This window comes from Ruegeria sp. C12, assembly GCF_056537745.1.
The window spans coordinates 321,230-336,500 of sequence record NZ_JBQFSA010000001.1 but is presented as its reverse complement, the minus strand read 5'-3'; the positions used below and the strand labels follow the sequence as shown (position 1 = coordinate 336,500).

Sequence of the window (15,271 nt, the reverse complement as noted above, 5' to 3'; positions counted from 1 at the left end):
GTGTTTCCAGTTCAATTGGGCAGTTCGCGCCCGAGTCTTTCAGGAAGTGTCATGCTGCACGATTTTTTTCTGTATACAAGTTGTATTTTTTTCGAATACAGTTGGTGCACAGCGGCCGGATTTGTGATTCGTCCGCGCCAAGCCAGAGGGCCCTGATGAAAGACGATGCCAAGTCCCGCAAAACCGAACTGACCGAGCATCTGAAGGTCGCGATTCTGACGCTGCGCCTGCAACCCGGCACCGATCTGGATGAGGCGCATCTGTCCGATGCATTTGGCCTGTCCCGGACGCCGCTGCGCGAAGTGTTCAGGCAGTTGGCAGGCGAGGGCTATCTGGATCTGCGCGCCAATCGCAGTGCGCGGGTGTCCGAGATGTCTTACACCACATTGCGCGACTTCTTTCTGGCAGCCCCAATGATCTACGGCGCAATCCTGCGGCTAGCGGCGCAAAACGCCACGCACGCGCAGATGGACGCTTTGAAAGACGCCCAACACGCCTTTAAGGCAGCATTGCGGTCGGGGTCTGCCGAGGATCGCGCGCTGGCCAACAACCGCTTTCATGACGTGACCGGAGAGATGTCAGGCAATGTCTACTTGCTGCCGTCGTTTAACCGGTTGCTGATCGATCACGCCCGGATCGGGATGACCTTTTACCGGCCTCAGACGGCCAAAATGTCCGAAAACCTGTCAGAAGCCAGCCGTCAGCACGACGCCATCATCGCCGCCATCGAGGCGGGCGATGAGGCGGCTGCTGCGCAGCTGGCTGAGGATCACTGGAACCTGTCACGCGATCAGATCGAGCTGTTCGTTATGCCCGACGCGCTGGATGTCCCGATGGGCGTCCCACTTTCGAAACCTGCATGAGGACGGAATGAACCCGATTTTCAGATTTGAGGGAATCTATACCCCGGTGGTCACGCCCTATCACGACGATGGACGCGTGAATTGGGACGCTCTGGCGCAGGTGATCGAATACCTGATTGAGAATGGCGTGCACGGCCTGATCTCGGGCGGGTCGACCGGTGAGAACTATGCGCAGACTGTCGAGGAACGGCTGGAACTGGCGCGGTTCACGCATGAGCAGTTGAAGGGCCGTCTGCCGTTGGTCGTAGGAACCGGGGCAATGCTGACACCGGATTCGATTGCCCTGGCCTCGGGCGCGCGTGAGATCGGTGCCGATGCCATCCTGCTGGCCAGCCCGCCCTATTCAGTGCCAACCGATCGCGAAAACGCACTGAACGCGCTGGCCATCGACAAAGCCGCTGACTTGCCTGTCATGCTGTATAACTACCCACACCGCACCGGCACGATGATGGGTGAGGAATTCCTCGACCGCGTGGGTCGCAGTCGCAACTTCTGCGGCATCAAGGAAAGCTCGGGGGATATCAACCGGGTGCATCTGCTGGCGCGCGACTATCCGCATATCCAGCTGGGCTGCGGCATGGACGATCAGGCGCTGGAGTTCTTTGCCTGGGGCGCACCGTTCTGGGTCTGCGGCGGGTCGAACTTCCTGCCTGCAGAGCATGTGGCCCTGTATCAGGCCTGCGTGATCGAGGGCAATTTCGCCAAGGGTCGCCGGATCATGTCCGCCATGATGCCGCTGATGCGGGTGCTGGAACAGGGCGGCAAATTCATCCAGACCATCAAACACGGTGTGACCATGAACGGGATCGACGCGGGCGCGATGCGGCCTCCGTTGAAAGGTCTGAACAAGGACGACAAGCGCGCGCTAGAACAGGTGACGCGCGTATTGAAAAAGACAATCGCAGATATCGTGGCGGAGGGCTAAGGCATGGGATTGCTTACTAAGGACGAATACAAATCCATCGCTGCCAATCTGGAACTGCCGACCGGAGCCTTCATTGATGGCGCATTCCGCCCGGCGATCTCGGGTGAGACATTCGGGACGGTGAACCCCGCCACCGGCGAAAAACTGGCCGAAATCGCCGCCTGCGGTGCGGCGGATGTGGATTTTGCTGTCGAAAAGGCGCGTGAGGCATTTGACGATGGCCGCTGGTCGAAACTGCATCCATCCGAGCGCAAGGACGTGCTGATCCGGCTGTGCAAGCTGATGACACGCAACGCGCGCGAACTGGCGGTGATGGAGAGCATCGACAGCGGCAAGACCATCTATGACTGCGAAACCGTGGACGTGCCCGAGACGATTCACTGCCTGAAATGGCACGCCGAGGCGATTGACAAGATTTACGATCAGGTCTCACCCGCCAGCGACGATCACATCGCCATGGTGGTGCGCGAACCCATCGGCGTTGTCGGGCTGGTGCTACCGTGGAACTTCCCCCTGCTGATGCTGGCGTGGAAGATCGGGCCTGCTCTGGCAGCAGGCTGTTCGGTCGTTGTCAAACCGGCAGCGGAAACCACGCTGACTGCTTTGCGTCTGGCCGAACTGGCGATGGAGGCCGGTCTGCCGCGCGGCGTGCTGAATATCGTGCCCGGTGGCGGGGCCGACGTCGGAGAACCGATTGGGCGGCATCCGGATATCGACATGGTGTCCTTCACCGGATCGACCGTCACCGGAAAGCGGTTCCTGACCTACTCTGCTGAAAGCAACGCCAAAGAGGTGGTGCTTGAGATGGGCGGAAAGAACCCCGCCATCGTGATGGAGGACGCCGAAAACCTGGATCGTGTGGCCGCGCATGTGGTGAACGGCGCGTTCTGGAATATGGGAGAGAACTGCTCGGCCTCGTCCCGCCTGATCGTGCATAAGGACGTGAAAGAGGAACTGCTGGAGCGCATCGCGCATCACGCCAAACAGTGGAATATCGGCGACCCGCTTGACCCGGAAACCCGTATGGGCGCGCTGGTCAGCGAAGGGCACTACAACAAAGTGTGCGGCTATCTGGATCAGGCCGAAAACGTGGTCATTGGAGGAAAAGCTGAGAGGGGCTTTGTCGAAGCCACTGTGGTCGAAGTGCCCGGCAATGACGCCACTCTGGCGCGCGAGGAAATCTTCGGCCCCGTTCTGTCGGTGATCGAAGTGTCGGGCTTTGATGAGGCCATCAAGCTTGCCAACGACACCGACTATGGCCTCTGCGCCTCGATCTTCACCGCCAACGCAAAGCGCGCCATTCGCGGCGCGCGGGCGATCCGGGCGGGTACCGTCACAGTCAACAGTTTTGGTGAGGGCGACATCACCACCCCGTTTGGCGGCTACAAGCAATCGGGTTTTGGTGGTCGCGACAACTCGCTCCATGCCCATGACCAGTACACTCAGTTGAAAACCATCTGGATCGATCTGGCCGATGACGCGGACGAGGCCGTGGATTGACACGGTTCAAGGCCAAAAGACTGCCCCGGCAGACCGGCCCGGCGGGATGGAATGCCATCCTGCCATCCCAGACGCCCCTGCCGGTGCTGGAACAGGACCAAAACGCCGACATCACCATTGTCGGTGGCGGGTTTGCCGGGCTCAGCACGGCGCGACGGCTGCACCAACTGGATCCGTCCCTGAAAATCGTTCTGCTGGAGGCGGCCCAATTCGCTGACAGCTCGGCAGGGCGGAACTCGGGGTTCATGATCGACCTGCCGCATGATCTGGCCTCGGACAATTACGCGGGCGAAGGGTTAGAGGCGGATCGCGCCGCCATCGCGCTGAACCGCAAGGCCATCGGTTTTGCGACCGAAGTGGCCGATGAGTGCGACCTGCCGCAGGAGATGTTCGACCCGTGCGGCAAGTACAACGCCGCCGCCACCAAGGCGGGTGACGCGCATAATCACGAATTTGCCGAGCATCTGACCAAACTGGGCGAGCCGCATACGCTTTATGATCAACAGCAGATGCAAGAGATTACGGGCAGCCCGCATTATACCTCGGGTCTTTATGCACCGGGAACGGTGATGATCCAGCCAGCAGCCTATATCCGGGCGCTGTCGGCCCGACTGGCGGAACAGATCGACGTGTTCGAGAACTCTCCGGTCACCGGTTTTGAAAAGCAAGGTGCAGGTTGGGTGGTCAACACCCCCAAGGCCAGGGTCAGCACCGGGCGGATCATTCTGGCCAATAACGGCCATCTTGAAAGCTTTGGGTTCTACCAGCGGCAGTTGATGCATATCTGCCTCTACGCCTCGATCACGGCCCCGCTGACCGAGGCGCAGATCAATACGCTAGGCGGGCAGTCGCGCTGGTCGGCAACGCCGGCCGATCCGATGGGCACCTCGGTCCGGCGCGTGTCGGGCAGCTATGGGGATCGCATCCTGATCCGCACCTGTTCCAGCTTTCACCCGAGCATCGAAACCAGCCCGATGCGGTTGCGCAACGCGGGCTGGGTGCATGACCGGAAGTTCACGGAACGCTTCCCGCATTTGCCTGATGTGAGGATGGAGCATCGCTGGGCCGGAATGCTCTGCCTCAGCCGCAATGGATCAGCCGCCTTTGGACAACTGGAGGACGGCATCTTTTCTGCCTGCTGCCAGAACGGCCTCGGCATCGCCCGCGGGACATTGCAAGGAATGGGCATTGCCGAGCTTGTGCTGCAGGGCGGTTCAGAAATCGCGGATCACTTTCTGGCGCAGCCGGACCTGCCGCGCCTGCCGCCCGAGCCCTTCGCCTCGCTCGGGGCAAACAGCTATCTGATCTGGAAGGAATGGCGCTCGGGCAAGGAATAGCGCCGAAGGTCTCAGGGCAGGCTGAGCTTTGCCATTCGCCCACCATCAACGGTGTATATCTGCCCGGTGATGAATGCCGCATCCTCCGAGGCCAGAAACGCGACTAGCGCCGCAACTTCCTCGGGCCGTCCGGTCCGGGCGACAGGGTGGATATTTGCAATATCTCGGCGAAACGCATCGGGATCGGGCATCGCGTTGACGAAATCCTCGTTCAGGTCGGTGTCGATCCACCCCGGCGCGACCGCGTTGCAGCGGACGCCTTCGGCCCCGTGATCCACAGCAACAGCGCGGGTCAGGCTATGCAAACCGGCCTTGGACGCGCAATAGGCCGCGTGACCGGGATTGCTGCCCAAACCTTCGATCGATCCGGTATTTACGATGCAACCCCGCGTTTTGCGCAGATGCGGCAGCGCGGCTTTTATCATCAGGAAGGGCGCTGTCAGATTGACGGTCAGAGTGCGCTGCCAGTCCTCAAGGCTCATATCCTCGACCGAGGATTCCTGCATCATACCTGCGTTGTTGACCAGAACATCCAGACGCCCGGCCTTGGCGATAACGGCATCCACCACCCGCCGGGGACTATCCGGATCGGTAAAGTCCGCCGTGATCCATTCAAGCTCCGGGTCTGCCCCACGCTGCGCCGTAAACACGCGCGCGCCTTCGTGCCGCAGCCGTTCGGCAATGGCCCGACCAATCCCGCTGCGCCCGCCGGTGACAAGCGCGGTTTTGCCTTCAAATCGAGTCATGAGACCGGCTTGCCTCCGTTCACTTCAACCAATGTGCCGCAAACATAACGCGACGCGTCCGAGACAAGGAACATAATGACATCTGCGACATCCTCAGGCTCGGCTATGCGGCCCAGCGGTACGGTCTGGCCCAGCTCGGCCACGGCGGTGTCGGGGTCAAATCCCCGCTTTTCAAAGCCCGAGCGCAACATCGGCGTGTTCACCTCATTCGGGCAAACGGCATTGATGCGGATGCCCTGATGCGCATGATCCATCCCCATGCACTGCGTTAGCGACGCGATGGCCGCCTTGGTCATGCAATAGACCGCGTGGTTCGGCCCCGGACGCAGCCCCCAGCAAGAGGCTGTGTTGACGATGGCTCCACCGCCGCAATCGGCCATGATCGGAATCGCGGCCCGACAAATGCGAAACGGGGCTTCGACATTCACGCCCAATGACAAGGACCAATCGTCATCCGAGGTCTCGGTGACAGACCCGCGCGTAATAACGCCCGCATTGTTGAGAACGATATCCAGACCACCCAAAGCCGAAGCTGCCGCCTTGGGCAAAGCGTCCGCGTAATCGGGGTTCAGAAGATCACCTGGCAAATGCGCCTCGGCCTCGATCCCGTCCACATTGCGATCTGCCACGGCGACACGCGCACCGGCATCGCGCAAACGCTGCACCAGTGCGGTACCGATCCCACCTGCCGCGCCTGTCACAAGGGCTGCTTTTCCGTTCAAATCCATTCTGTCACCCAATCTAAAATGACGCGGCAGGCGCGCCGAACAGGCTTTCGTCAGGCATAACACCCAAGCCCGGCCCGGTTGGCAGGTCGATATGCCCGCCGTTGATCTGAATGCCGTTTTTTGGATCGTAATGCCCATCAATATAAGGCGCTGCGAGCCAGACGCCCTCCAACAAGTCCGGGCGCACAGTTGCCGCGATATGCGTGCAGGCGGCAGCGATGATATCCCCGCCCCAACTGTCATCGCAGGTATGCGGCAGGTTGCGCGCCGCGCAAATGTCACGGAAGGCGCGCATGGGGTGCAAACCGCCGACCCGAGTGAGTTTCATTCCGAACCCGTCCACCAGACCGGTTCCCGCAGCAGTGATAACGGTGTTCAGGCTGGTGCTGTTTTCGTCCATGTAGATCGGATGCTGAACCTGTGGCCGGATTTTCTGTAGATCCTCAATGGTGTTGCAGGGTTGTTCCATGATGAACGGGATCTCGGGGCATTCGCGACTGACCCGCAGCGCATCGCGGGTGGTCCAGCCCCGATTGCCATCGACCGCCAGCCTCATGCCCGAGCCCCGGATCACCTCCCACACTTTGCGGATCGTCTCGATATCCAGCTCGACCGGGCGCCCACCAACCTTGATCTGCAGGCGAGGATAGCCTTCGGCCAGCTTCTCACCCGCCAGCCGCGCGATGTCGTCCGGTGCCCCGACCCCGGTCGCGTAGTAGGAGGGCAATCTGCGGCTCACTGCGCCACCCAACAAATCAGCAACCGAAACGCCCAGCGCTTTGCCCAACAGATCATGCGCCGCAATATCCACCGCCGCCTTGGCGTAGTTATGCCCGTTCAACACCACATCCATCCGGCGATGCAGCGGCACCGGCAGCACCGCGGCCCCGATCAGGCCCGGTGCCATTGTGGCCAATGCGGCGCGGGCACCGGCGGCATGGGCTTCGGCATAGGTCGGACCGACCGGGCAGGTTTCCCCCCACCCCACCAGACCATTCTCGGCCACAAGTTTCACAAGGGTCGTGTCCAGCGCCCAAACTTCGGCATTTGCCATCGTGTAGGGGCCGTTTTTGACCGGCAGTTCGTGGCTGTAGATGTGAATTTCGGCGATCTTCATTTTGGCCTTCGGATCATGAACAAAAAAGGGCCCGCCTGTGCAGGGGCGGGCCAGTACGGGGAGTGTTCTTTAGTAGGTCTGGTTCAACTCATCGGCGGCCGGGATCTCTCGTTCCCGGCGGGCGATGTAGTCCAGCAGCTCTTCGTTCTTGGCGATGTCGAGCGTGGGTTCCTGATACTCGGCCAGCAGTTTGCGGGCGTGGGTCAACGCGCGTTCGGTTATTTCGACCTCACCTTCGGCCACCCATTGTTCGATCGAGTTGTTATCGAACATCTCTGGCATGAAGAACGCGGTTTGGAAATTGTCCTGCGTGTGGGGGTGGCCCAGATAATGCCCGCCAGGCCCGACCTCGGGGACGGCAGAGAGTGCTTCGTCGAAATCGCCCCATTTGGGCCCCTCGGCCATGCGGTAGGCCATCGCGCATTGCTCGGCATCGACAATGAACTTGGCAACCGAACAGTGCATTCCGGCCTCGTTCCACCCGGCGCTGTGCCAGATGTAGTTCGCCCCAGCATGCATCACCGCACTCAGCGTCGTCGCCGATTCATACCCTGCCTGCGCGTCAAAGGTTTTGGCCCCGCCCAACGTGTTCGAGGTGCGCCAAGGCACATCGTAATACCGCGCCATTTGACCGATCATGAAATTCATCAGGCTGATCTCGGGCGTACCCGCCATCGGTGCGCCGGATTTCATCGATACTGTCGACAGGTAATGACCATAGATCGCCGGAGCCCCTTTGCGGATGACCTGCGTATAGGCCAGCGCGCTCAGCGCCTCGGCGTTTAGCTGTGCGACCGTGGCGGGAACAGAGGCAGGCGTATTGGCCCCGCCCAAAACGAACGGAGAACACAAGACGGGCTGATTGCGGCGGCAAAAGGCCCGCATCGCGCCCAGCATCGTCTCATCCCAGACCAGCGGTGAGTTTCCATTGCAATTGCCGGTGGTAACGGGGTGATCCTCAAGGAAATCCTCGCCAAACAGGATCGCGCACATCTCCATCACGTCTTCGGCGTTCTTGGGCGAGGTGGTCATGCCCATGAACGTCTTGTCCGAGTGTTTCATCGACGAATAGGTAATGCGCAGATGCCGCTGGCTGATCGGATGGTCATACGGTTCCACGATATGATGCGCCGAGGAATGCAGCGCGGGCATCATGTGGCTGAGTTTGTGAAACATCGCCAGATCGTCCAGCGTGGGGTTCCTGCGCACATCGTCCAGATCGCGCAGGAAGGGCGCGCCGGTCATCGGCACAAAGATCGAGTGTTTACCACCCAAACGTACATTCTTGTTAGGGTCGCGGGCGTGGTATGTGAAGTCAGACGGGATCGTCGCGATCAACTCGCGCACAAGGCCCCGATCCAGATAGACCAACTCACCTTCAACCTTGGCCCCTGCCCTCTTCCAGTCCTCCAGGGCAATCGGGTCACGGAACTGAACGCCGACGTTTTCAAGGATGTCCTTCGAGGCATTGTCGATGCGTTCAACTTGGTTGCCGTCCATAACCTCGCATAGCGGAATGCCCCGGGTCAGACCGGGCAACATGTCAAAGTTCGGTGCGGTGCGCAGCGCGCGGCGGGCCGAGCGCCCACCGGCGCGCGTTGTCGTACGGATGTTCACTTGGCAATCCTCCATCTTGCGTTTCACTTTGGGGGATTCGCCGGGCTGTCACCTCTCTGATTGCGATATGTGCTTGCAGGAAGCGACACGAAAAACGCCGCCCGGTTTGGGCGGCGTTTGTTGTTTTCAAGGGATCGCAACAGCAATTATTCAGCCGCCTGCGTAGACGAGGCCGCGTGTTTGTCACGCTGCCCGTCGCGGAACAGGGCCTTGCCCAGTGCGACGCACATCAAGCCCATGACCATCGTGAACGGCAACGCCCCGATGATCATCGCGTTGCGCAGCGCGTCCATTGGGTTGTTGTCCCCGGCTGCAAGGATCAGCGCACCGATCACAGCGGTCAGGATCACACCCCAGATGATACGGTGCTTGACGCCGGTTTCCTGACTGCCGCCCGACATGATGGTGTTCATCACCAGAATGCCCGAGTCCGCCGAGGTCACGAGGAAGGTCATGATCAGGATCACGCACATGACGTTCAGCATGGACAGCAGCCCGCCATCGATCATGTAAGACAGGGTCACGAACAGTTTGTTGGTGTTCGATGCCCCAATGATCGCACCTTCTGCAGCACCTGCCAGTTCCAGATCAATCGCCGTACCACCCAGAACCGTCATCCAGGCAAAGCAGACCAGTGCAGGTGCAAAGACACAGCCCAGAATGAACTCGCGCACCGAACGGCCCTTGGAGATACGTGCAAGGAACAGGCCCACGAAGGGCGAGAACGCGATCCACCAGGCCCAGTAGAACGTGGTCCAACCGGCTTGCCATCCGAACTGACGGCCCTGCTCACCAGCAGCATATGCTGCGGTCAGAGTGGCCTCGTCCAACTCGGCTGCGGCGCCTTCAAGGCCGCTTTTGAAGCCGTCAAAGCTGCCCCAGGCGTTGGTTGCGCCGCCGAATAGGTCGTTGGCGTGCGCCTGCGCCTCGGCAGGCAAGGCCGCCGCGAAGGATTCCGCAGACAACGGCCCATACGCGCTGAAGCTGAGCGACAGGAAGTTCAGGATGTAATCGACCATCGCCGAACCATAGGTCGTCATGGCAAAGACGAACGATCCGAACACGACGAACGTTCCCAGCAGGATGATCGAAAGCACCAGATTGAGGTTCGACAGGTACTTTACCCCGCGCCCGACACCCGAAACAGCCGAGATGATCGACAGGCACATGATGACCAGCAGACCTGCAATCAGACCCACTTTGCTTGGGGTTGGCACGTCACCACCCAGATCCATGACCCACTGCATGCCAGTGATGGCGTAGACCCCATCGATGAACTGGCTGACACCGTAGCCGATGGTCACCGAGACGCCGAGGATCGTTGCCACAACACCCAGCACGTCAACCACATGACCCAGGAACCCGTTCATCAGCCGACCGAACAAAGGCGTCAGCGCCGAGCGAATGGTAAGGGGCATGTTGCGCGTATAGGCGTAGTAGGCCAGCGACAGGCCGGTCACCACGTAGATCGCCCAAGCGTGGAAGCCGTAGTGCAGATAGGTGAACCGGTAGGCCGATTGCAGCGCCTCGGGGCTGTTGCCTTCGACCGAGCCGGACACGACAACAGGGTTCGACCCCCACAGGCCCAGCGGTTCGGCGGTGGCAAACACCATCAGGCCAACGCCCAGACCAGCGCCAAACATCATCGAAAACCACGAGAAATTCGAGAATTCGGGCTTTTCGCCAGGCGTGCCCATGATCCGCTTTCCGGTCGAGGGGATGATCGCGACAATCGCCAGAAAGAAAAAGAACAGGCCAACAATAATCACGTAAAAGCCGTTGAAGCTTTCAAGCAGCCGACCGTTCCAACTGCCCAATGTGCTGTTTGCGTTTGCCGGAAACACCAGCGCCCACAGCACCAAGGCCACCATGATGCCCTTGCTGATCAGCGCGATTGGCACGCTGTAATTTTCATAGAATCCGGCATCTGCCGTTTCTATCTCTAGATCCGTGAATGGTTCAGGTACCGACATAATTCTCCTCCGTGCTGTCGATCCGATTATCCGGAGAGCTTTTGCAAGCGCAGTGCCCTCTCATCTTGTTTTCTTCGTTAGTGCGCGTTTCGCGTCCGCATTCCTGTGATTGCGCGGGTGTCCTCGGTGGGCGCCGGTTTTGCGTCTTTTGCCGGGCTTTTCGCTTTTGGTCCTTTGCCTTGGTCAGCCAGCCTGACGGGCGCGGACATCTCGGGCCGGGCCCAAAACGCGTTGCTGACAACGTGTGGGACATGACATTTCTTAGGTCGGCTGTTTAAAGCGCCCTTCGCCACAGCGGCTCACTAAAACCGACCCGTTCGGGGGGGATTGACGACTCCAAATTCGCAAACATCAGAATTTGGCGCATTCTCAATGCATCAAATGCTGGCGTTCAACGATAAAAATTTTCATAGTCGCACGAGCAAGACTAACCCGAAGCCAGCCAGGTCCCTATGTCCCGTCGCCACTACAAACTGCCGCCCCTGACAACCCTGTCGGCTTTTGAGGCGGCCGCCCGCCATCTCAGCTTCAAAAACGCCGCCGAAGAGCTTTCGGTGACACCCGGCGCGGTCAGCCATCAGATCAAGGCGTTGGAGGCCTATCTGGAGGCACCGCTGTTTCAGCGCAAACACCGCAGCGTCGCCCTGACGGATGACGGCAAGGCGCTGCACGAGGCGCTGTCATCATCCTTCGGGCGCATCTCGAAATCGCTTTCGACCATCCGGGATCGGTCATATGGCGGTAAGGTCACGGTCGGATCGACCACCTCAGTCGCGGCCTTGTGGCTGTCGCCATCTGTGATCCGGTTCTGGCGTGACATGCCCGAAGTAAGCATCGACCAGATCTCGCAGGATCGCCCGTTCAAGGATCGATCCGATCTGGACTTTTTTATCCGCTACGGGCGCGATGGTGATCCCAACTTGGATCACACGCCGCTGTTTCGGGATCACCTGATGCCGGTCGGCAGCCCCGAACTTGCCGAACAGTTGGCGGGCACCGGGCTAAGAACCCTTGCGCAACAGCGGCTGATACATCTTGATTCCGAAGACAACACTTGGACAACCTGGCCCGACTGGTTTCGTCAACTCGGCCATACAGACCGGATCACAATGGAAACGCGGGTCAACAGCTATTCGGTCGCATTGCAGATGGCCCGCAAGGGGGCGGGTCTGGCCCTGGGGTGGAAACGCTTGATTCAACCGATGCTGCAATCCGGCAAACTGGTGCCGATCGGATCACATTTTCTGGAAGCGCCGAACCAGTTTTACCTTGTCGGACGCCCGGATGAGGAATTGTCCGACAACGCCCGAGCCCTGAAAAATTGGATCATCGATGAGGTGCGCGATGGTTCGGTTTAGTTCAACTCATCCATTGATGAGCTTTTCTGATATTGATGTCCCCCCAACCTGTCCGCCAATAGGAAACTGAAAGGCAATTCCCAACCGCAGGAGAGTTCGATGAACAAGCACAGCCCGCTCTCGTCGGTTCTGACCGATGTGAACACAGCCAATGGTCTGCCGAATGAACATTACGTCGATCCGGCCATGTTCGCGGAAGAACGGAAATCTGTCCTGTACGCGAATTGGTCAGGCATCGGGTTCGGCAAGGACGTGCCTGAAATCGGTGATGCCAAGCCGGTCGATTTTCTGGGAATGCCGCTGCTTATCGTCCGGGATCGCGATGGCGAGGTTGGCGTGTTTCAAAACACCTGCCGCCACCGGGGCATGATCCTTGTGGACGCGCCAAAGAAAATCGGCGGGGCCATCCGCTGCCCCTATCACAGCTGGTGCTACAGCCTGAAGGGTGAGCTGCGTGCGACCCCTCATGTCGGCGGCCCCGGCCAGAACAAGCACGAAGACGTCAAGAACGAAGACCTCGGGCTGGTCCGTATCCGCTCGCATGTCTGGCGCGATGTGATCTTTGTGAATGTCGACGGCAATGCGCCCTCTTTCGAAGACGCCCACGGCGAGCTGCTGGAACGTTGGAAAGAGTTCGAAACCCCGCTGTTTCACGGCGGCGACGAATCCTCCTTCAAGCTGGAGGTGAAAACCAACTGGAAGCTGGCGGTCGAGAATTACTGCGAAAGCTATCACCTGCCCTGGGTGCATCCCGGCCTGAACAGCTATTCCCGGCTGGAGGACCACTACAATATCGAAAAGCGCGGGCATTACTCGGGTCAGGGCACGCTGGTCTACCGGCAACTGACAGATCAAGACGGTGCGACCCTGCCGGATTTCGAAGGCCTTAGCGACAAATGGGATGAGGGCGCGGAATATGTGGCGCTGTATCCCAACGTGCTGTTGGGCGTTCAGCGCGATCACAGCTTTGCCATCGTGCTGGAACCGGTGGATCAGGAAAACACCGTCGAGCATATCGAGCTCTACTATGCCAAAAGCGAGGCTGAGACACCCCAGCATGACGGTCTGCGGGCATCAAACGCGCAGCTTTGGAAAACCGTGTTCGAAGAGGATGTCTTTGTCGTCGAAGGGATGCAAAAGGGGCGTCACGGTATGCTGTTCGACGGTGGCCGCTTTTCACCCGCGATGGACGGCCCCACGCATAATTTCCACCATTGGGTCGCGACACAGATTGAAAATGGACGGTCAGAATAGGCCGTTGGGCATGGACAGGGCCGCGCTTGACGATTTGCTTCTTGCCGCGCACGCCGGCAACGATCACGCGGGCCTTGTCCGATACTACACCATGGCCGCAGATGAACGCGAGGAGGCAGGCGACATTGACGCCGCCTGTTTCTACCTGACCCACGCCTTTGTCTTTGCGCTGGAACACGGCGCACCCGAGGCGGATGAGCTGAACCTGCGACTGGTGCAACACGGGCGGGCCGATCGGCTGAACCTGTGACACGCACACGTGCCAATTGTTCACAGCGCAAGCACCCACTGATTTACTTTTATTCCCGATAACTTGCTTCTCAAAACCACACCCCTTCCTATCTTTGGGTTATCTCCATATGGTTGTGCCGGGAGGCAAGGTTTTGACGCAAAAGACACAGATGCTGATCGTCGGCGCGGGGTTCGCCGGGTTGACCATGGCGCTGGAGGCCCGAAAACGCGGCATTCGCGACATCATCATTCTTGAAAAGGCCGATGACATCGGCGGCACCTGGCGCGAGAACACCTATCCCGGTGTTGCCTGCGATGTGCCCTCGCACCTGTATTCCATGGCAACGCATCCGAATCCGGACTGGAGCCAGTCTTATGCGGGCGGTGCGGAAATACAGGCTTACCTGCAGAACGTCGCGCGGGATGAAGGACTGTACGATCTGTGCCAGTTCAACCAACGCCTGAAATTCGCCAGATGGGACGGGGATCACTGGCATGTCGAAAGCGAAAGCGGCCAGACCTGGACGGCACGGTTTCTGGTGTCCGCAATCGGCGCGCTGCATATTCCAAGCATTCCGGCCATTCCCGGCGCCGACAGCTTCCCCGGTCCCAGCTTCCATTCGGCGGAATGGGACCACGACATTGACATGACCGGCGCGAGCGTAGCTGTTGTCGGAACCGGGGCATCGGCCATTCAGTTTGTGCCCGAAATCGCAAAGACCGCGAAACAGGTGACGGTCTTCCAACGCAGCGCGCCTTATGTCCTGCCGCGCCCGGACGGTCCAATTGCGCCCTGGGTCCGGCGGCTGTACCGGCGCGTCCCCTTGCTGGCCCGGATCAGACGCGGGTTGATTTTCGCCTTTTTCGAGTTTCGCCACCGCGTGTTCCGGGGCGAAAAGCTCATGGTGGCGTATGCGATGAACATGTGGCGCAAATCGCTGCACGGTGCCATATCCGATCCGGCCGAGCGCGAGAAACTGACCCCGGACTATCAGATCGGTTGCAAGCGCATCCTCAGTTCCAACGACTGGTACCCCACCCTGACACGTGACAATGTTCACGTTATCCCGTCGGGCGTGGCATCCATCGACGGCGACAAGATACTTGCGACCGATGGGTCCGAGACGCAGGCCGACATTCTGGTCTGGGGCACCGGCTTTCACGTCACCGACATTGCCGAACGTCTGGACATTACCGGCCTGGACGGGTTGACGCTGAGGCAGGCGTGGTCGGACGGGATGCAGGCCAATCTGGGCACCGCCGTCGCGGGTTTCCCGAATTTCTTCATTCTGCTCGGGCCACATACCGGGCTTGGCCACAACTCGGTCGTGCTGATGATCGAAGCGCAGGTCAGCCATATTGGCGAAGTGCTGAGCGCGATGGCGGATCAAGGGCTGGACGCCATCACGCCGCATGCCGAGAAACAAGAGGCGTTCACCAAAGAAATGCAGGACCGCCACGCAGACGGTGTCTGGAAATCCGGCGGTTGCACGTCCTGGTATCTGGATGCCAAGGGGCGCAACACGACGCTGTGGCCCGGAACCGTCGCAGAATTCCAAAAGCGTATGGCCCGGTCAGGAATGGAACACTACTGGCCCGCGCCTGACGCGGCAGGAGATTGA

At 59.8% G+C, this 15,271-nt stretch carries 13 protein-coding genes; 8 read left to right on the top strand and 5 right to left on the bottom strand.

What is annotated here, in order from left to right:
- The first annotated feature begins 155 nt into the window (after nt 1-155).
- Genes ACR0C9_RS01545 through ACR0C9_RS01530 form a run of 4 tightly spaced genes read left to right on the top strand, consistent with a single transcriptional unit; the run spans nt 156 to nt 4,625 of the window.
- Nucleotides 156-863, top strand: a complete 708-nt coding sequence (locus ACR0C9_RS01545) for a GntR family transcriptional regulator (protein ID WP_480626305.1) — start codon at nt 156-158, stop codon at nt 861-863.
- A gap of 7 nt (nt 864-870) precedes the next feature.
- Nucleotides 871-1,788, top strand: coding sequence for a dihydrodipicolinate synthase family protein (locus tag ACR0C9_RS01540; RefSeq protein WP_170622983.1), 918 nt, complete (start codon nt 871-873; stop codon nt 1,786-1,788).
- Between the two features lie 3 nt (nt 1,789-1,791).
- Entirely contained in the window at nt 1,792-3,288 is a 1,497-nt protein-coding gene (locus tag ACR0C9_RS01535; RefSeq protein ID WP_480780225.1) for an aldehyde dehydrogenase, read from the top strand.
- The gene (locus tag ACR0C9_RS01530; RefSeq protein ID WP_170452450.1) at nt 3,285-4,625 is read left to right on the top strand and encodes an NAD(P)/FAD-dependent oxidoreductase; all 1,341 of its coding nucleotides are present in this window, start codon (nt 3,285-3,287) and stop codon (nt 4,623-4,625) included. The genes ACR0C9_RS01535 and ACR0C9_RS01530 overlap by 4 nt, the downstream gene beginning before the upstream one ends.
- 11 nt (nt 4,626-4,636) lie before the next feature.
- On the opposite strand, the gene ACR0C9_RS01525 is transcribed toward ACR0C9_RS01530, so the two are convergent.
- The 5 genes from ACR0C9_RS01525 to ACR0C9_RS01505 all read right to left on the bottom strand — a co-directional run bounded on the left by ACR0C9_RS01525 (nt 4,637) and on the right by ACR0C9_RS01505 (nt 10,806).
- Entirely contained in the window at nt 4,637-5,371 is a 735-nt protein-coding gene (locus ACR0C9_RS01525; protein ID WP_480626307.1) for an SDR family NAD(P)-dependent oxidoreductase, read from the bottom strand.
- Nucleotides 5,368-6,099, bottom strand: coding sequence for an SDR family oxidoreductase (locus tag ACR0C9_RS01520; RefSeq protein ID WP_170452454.1), 732 nt, complete (start codon nt 6,097-6,099; stop codon nt 5,368-5,370). The genes ACR0C9_RS01525 and ACR0C9_RS01520 overlap by 4 nt, the downstream gene beginning before the upstream one ends.
- Nucleotides 6,100-6,112: 13 nt before the next feature.
- Nucleotides 6,113-7,216: a mandelate racemase/muconate lactonizing enzyme family protein gene (locus ACR0C9_RS01515; RefSeq protein ID WP_480780224.1), complete on the bottom strand. Its 1,104-nt coding sequence runs from the start codon at nt 7,214-7,216 to the stop codon at nt 6,113-6,115.
- Nucleotides 7,217-7,285: 69 nt separating this feature from the next.
- Nucleotides 7,286-8,833, bottom strand: a complete 1,548-nt coding sequence (locus ACR0C9_RS01510; protein ID WP_480626308.1) for a trimethylamine methyltransferase family protein — start codon at nt 8,831-8,833, stop codon at nt 7,286-7,288.
- Between the two features lie 146 nt (nt 8,834-8,979).
- Nucleotides 8,980-10,806: a BCCT family transporter gene (locus ACR0C9_RS01505; protein WP_480780223.1), complete on the bottom strand. Its 1,827-nt coding sequence runs from the start codon at nt 10,804-10,806 to the stop codon at nt 8,980-8,982.
- 452 nt (nt 10,807-11,258) lie between these two features.
- On the opposite strand from ACR0C9_RS01505, the gene ACR0C9_RS01500 reads away from it, so the two are divergent.
- The 4 genes from ACR0C9_RS01500 (at nt 11,259) to ACR0C9_RS01485 (ending at nt 15,271) form a co-directional block, all read left to right on the top strand.
- Nucleotides 11,259-12,164, top strand: coding sequence for a LysR substrate-binding domain-containing protein (locus ACR0C9_RS01500; protein ID WP_170452460.1), 906 nt, complete (start codon nt 11,259-11,261; stop codon nt 12,162-12,164).
- Nucleotides 12,165-12,263: 99 nt separating this feature from the next.
- On the top strand, nt 12,264-13,418 hold the full coding sequence (locus ACR0C9_RS01495; RefSeq protein WP_170452462.1) for an aromatic ring-hydroxylating oxygenase subunit alpha: 1,155 nt from the start codon (nt 12,264-12,266) through the stop codon (nt 13,416-13,418).
- 10 nt (nt 13,419-13,428) lie between these two features.
- Nucleotides 13,429-13,668 (top strand): hypothetical protein, encoded by a 240-nt coding sequence (locus ACR0C9_RS01490; RefSeq protein ID WP_170632158.1) that lies wholly within the window; start codon nt 13,429-13,431, stop codon nt 13,666-13,668.
- Between the two features lie 133 nt (nt 13,669-13,801).
- Nucleotides 13,802-15,271 (top strand): flavin-containing monooxygenase, encoded by a 1,470-nt coding sequence (locus tag ACR0C9_RS01485; protein WP_480780222.1) that lies wholly within the window; start codon nt 13,802-13,804, stop codon nt 15,269-15,271.

Coding starts and splice junctions, on each gene's coding strand:
- ACR0C9_RS01545 (WP_480626305.1), top strand. CDS start 156: ATGAAAGACGATGCCAAGTCCCGCAAAACCGAACTGACCGAGCATCTG.
- ACR0C9_RS01540 (WP_170622983.1), top strand. CDS start 871: ATGAACCCGATTTTCAGATTTGAGGGAATCTATACCCCGGTGGTCACG.
- ACR0C9_RS01535 (WP_480780225.1), top strand. CDS start 1,792: ATGGGATTGCTTACTAAGGACGAATACAAATCCATCGCTGCCAATCTG.
- ACR0C9_RS01525 (WP_480626307.1), bottom strand. CDS start 5,371: ATGACTCGATTTGAAGGCAAAACCGCGCTTGTCACCGGCGGGCGCAGC.
- ACR0C9_RS01520 (WP_170452454.1), bottom strand. CDS start 6,099: ATGGATTTGAACGGAAAAGCAGCCCTTGTGACAGGCGCGGCAGGTGGG.
- ACR0C9_RS01515 (WP_480780224.1), bottom strand. CDS start 7,216: ATGAAGATCGCCGAAATTCACATCTACAGCCACGAACTGCCGGTCAAA.
- ACR0C9_RS01505 (WP_480780223.1), bottom strand. CDS start 10,806: ATGTCGGTACCTGAACCATTCACGGATCTAGAGATAGAAACGGCAGAT.
- ACR0C9_RS01500 (WP_170452460.1), top strand. CDS start 11,259: ATGTCCCGTCGCCACTACAAACTGCCGCCCCTGACAACCCTGTCGGCT.
- ACR0C9_RS01495 (WP_170452462.1), top strand. CDS start 12,264: ATGAACAAGCACAGCCCGCTCTCGTCGGTTCTGACCGATGTGAACACA.
- ACR0C9_RS01490 (WP_170632158.1), top strand. CDS start 13,429: ATGGACAGGGCCGCGCTTGACGATTTGCTTCTTGCCGCGCACGCCGGC.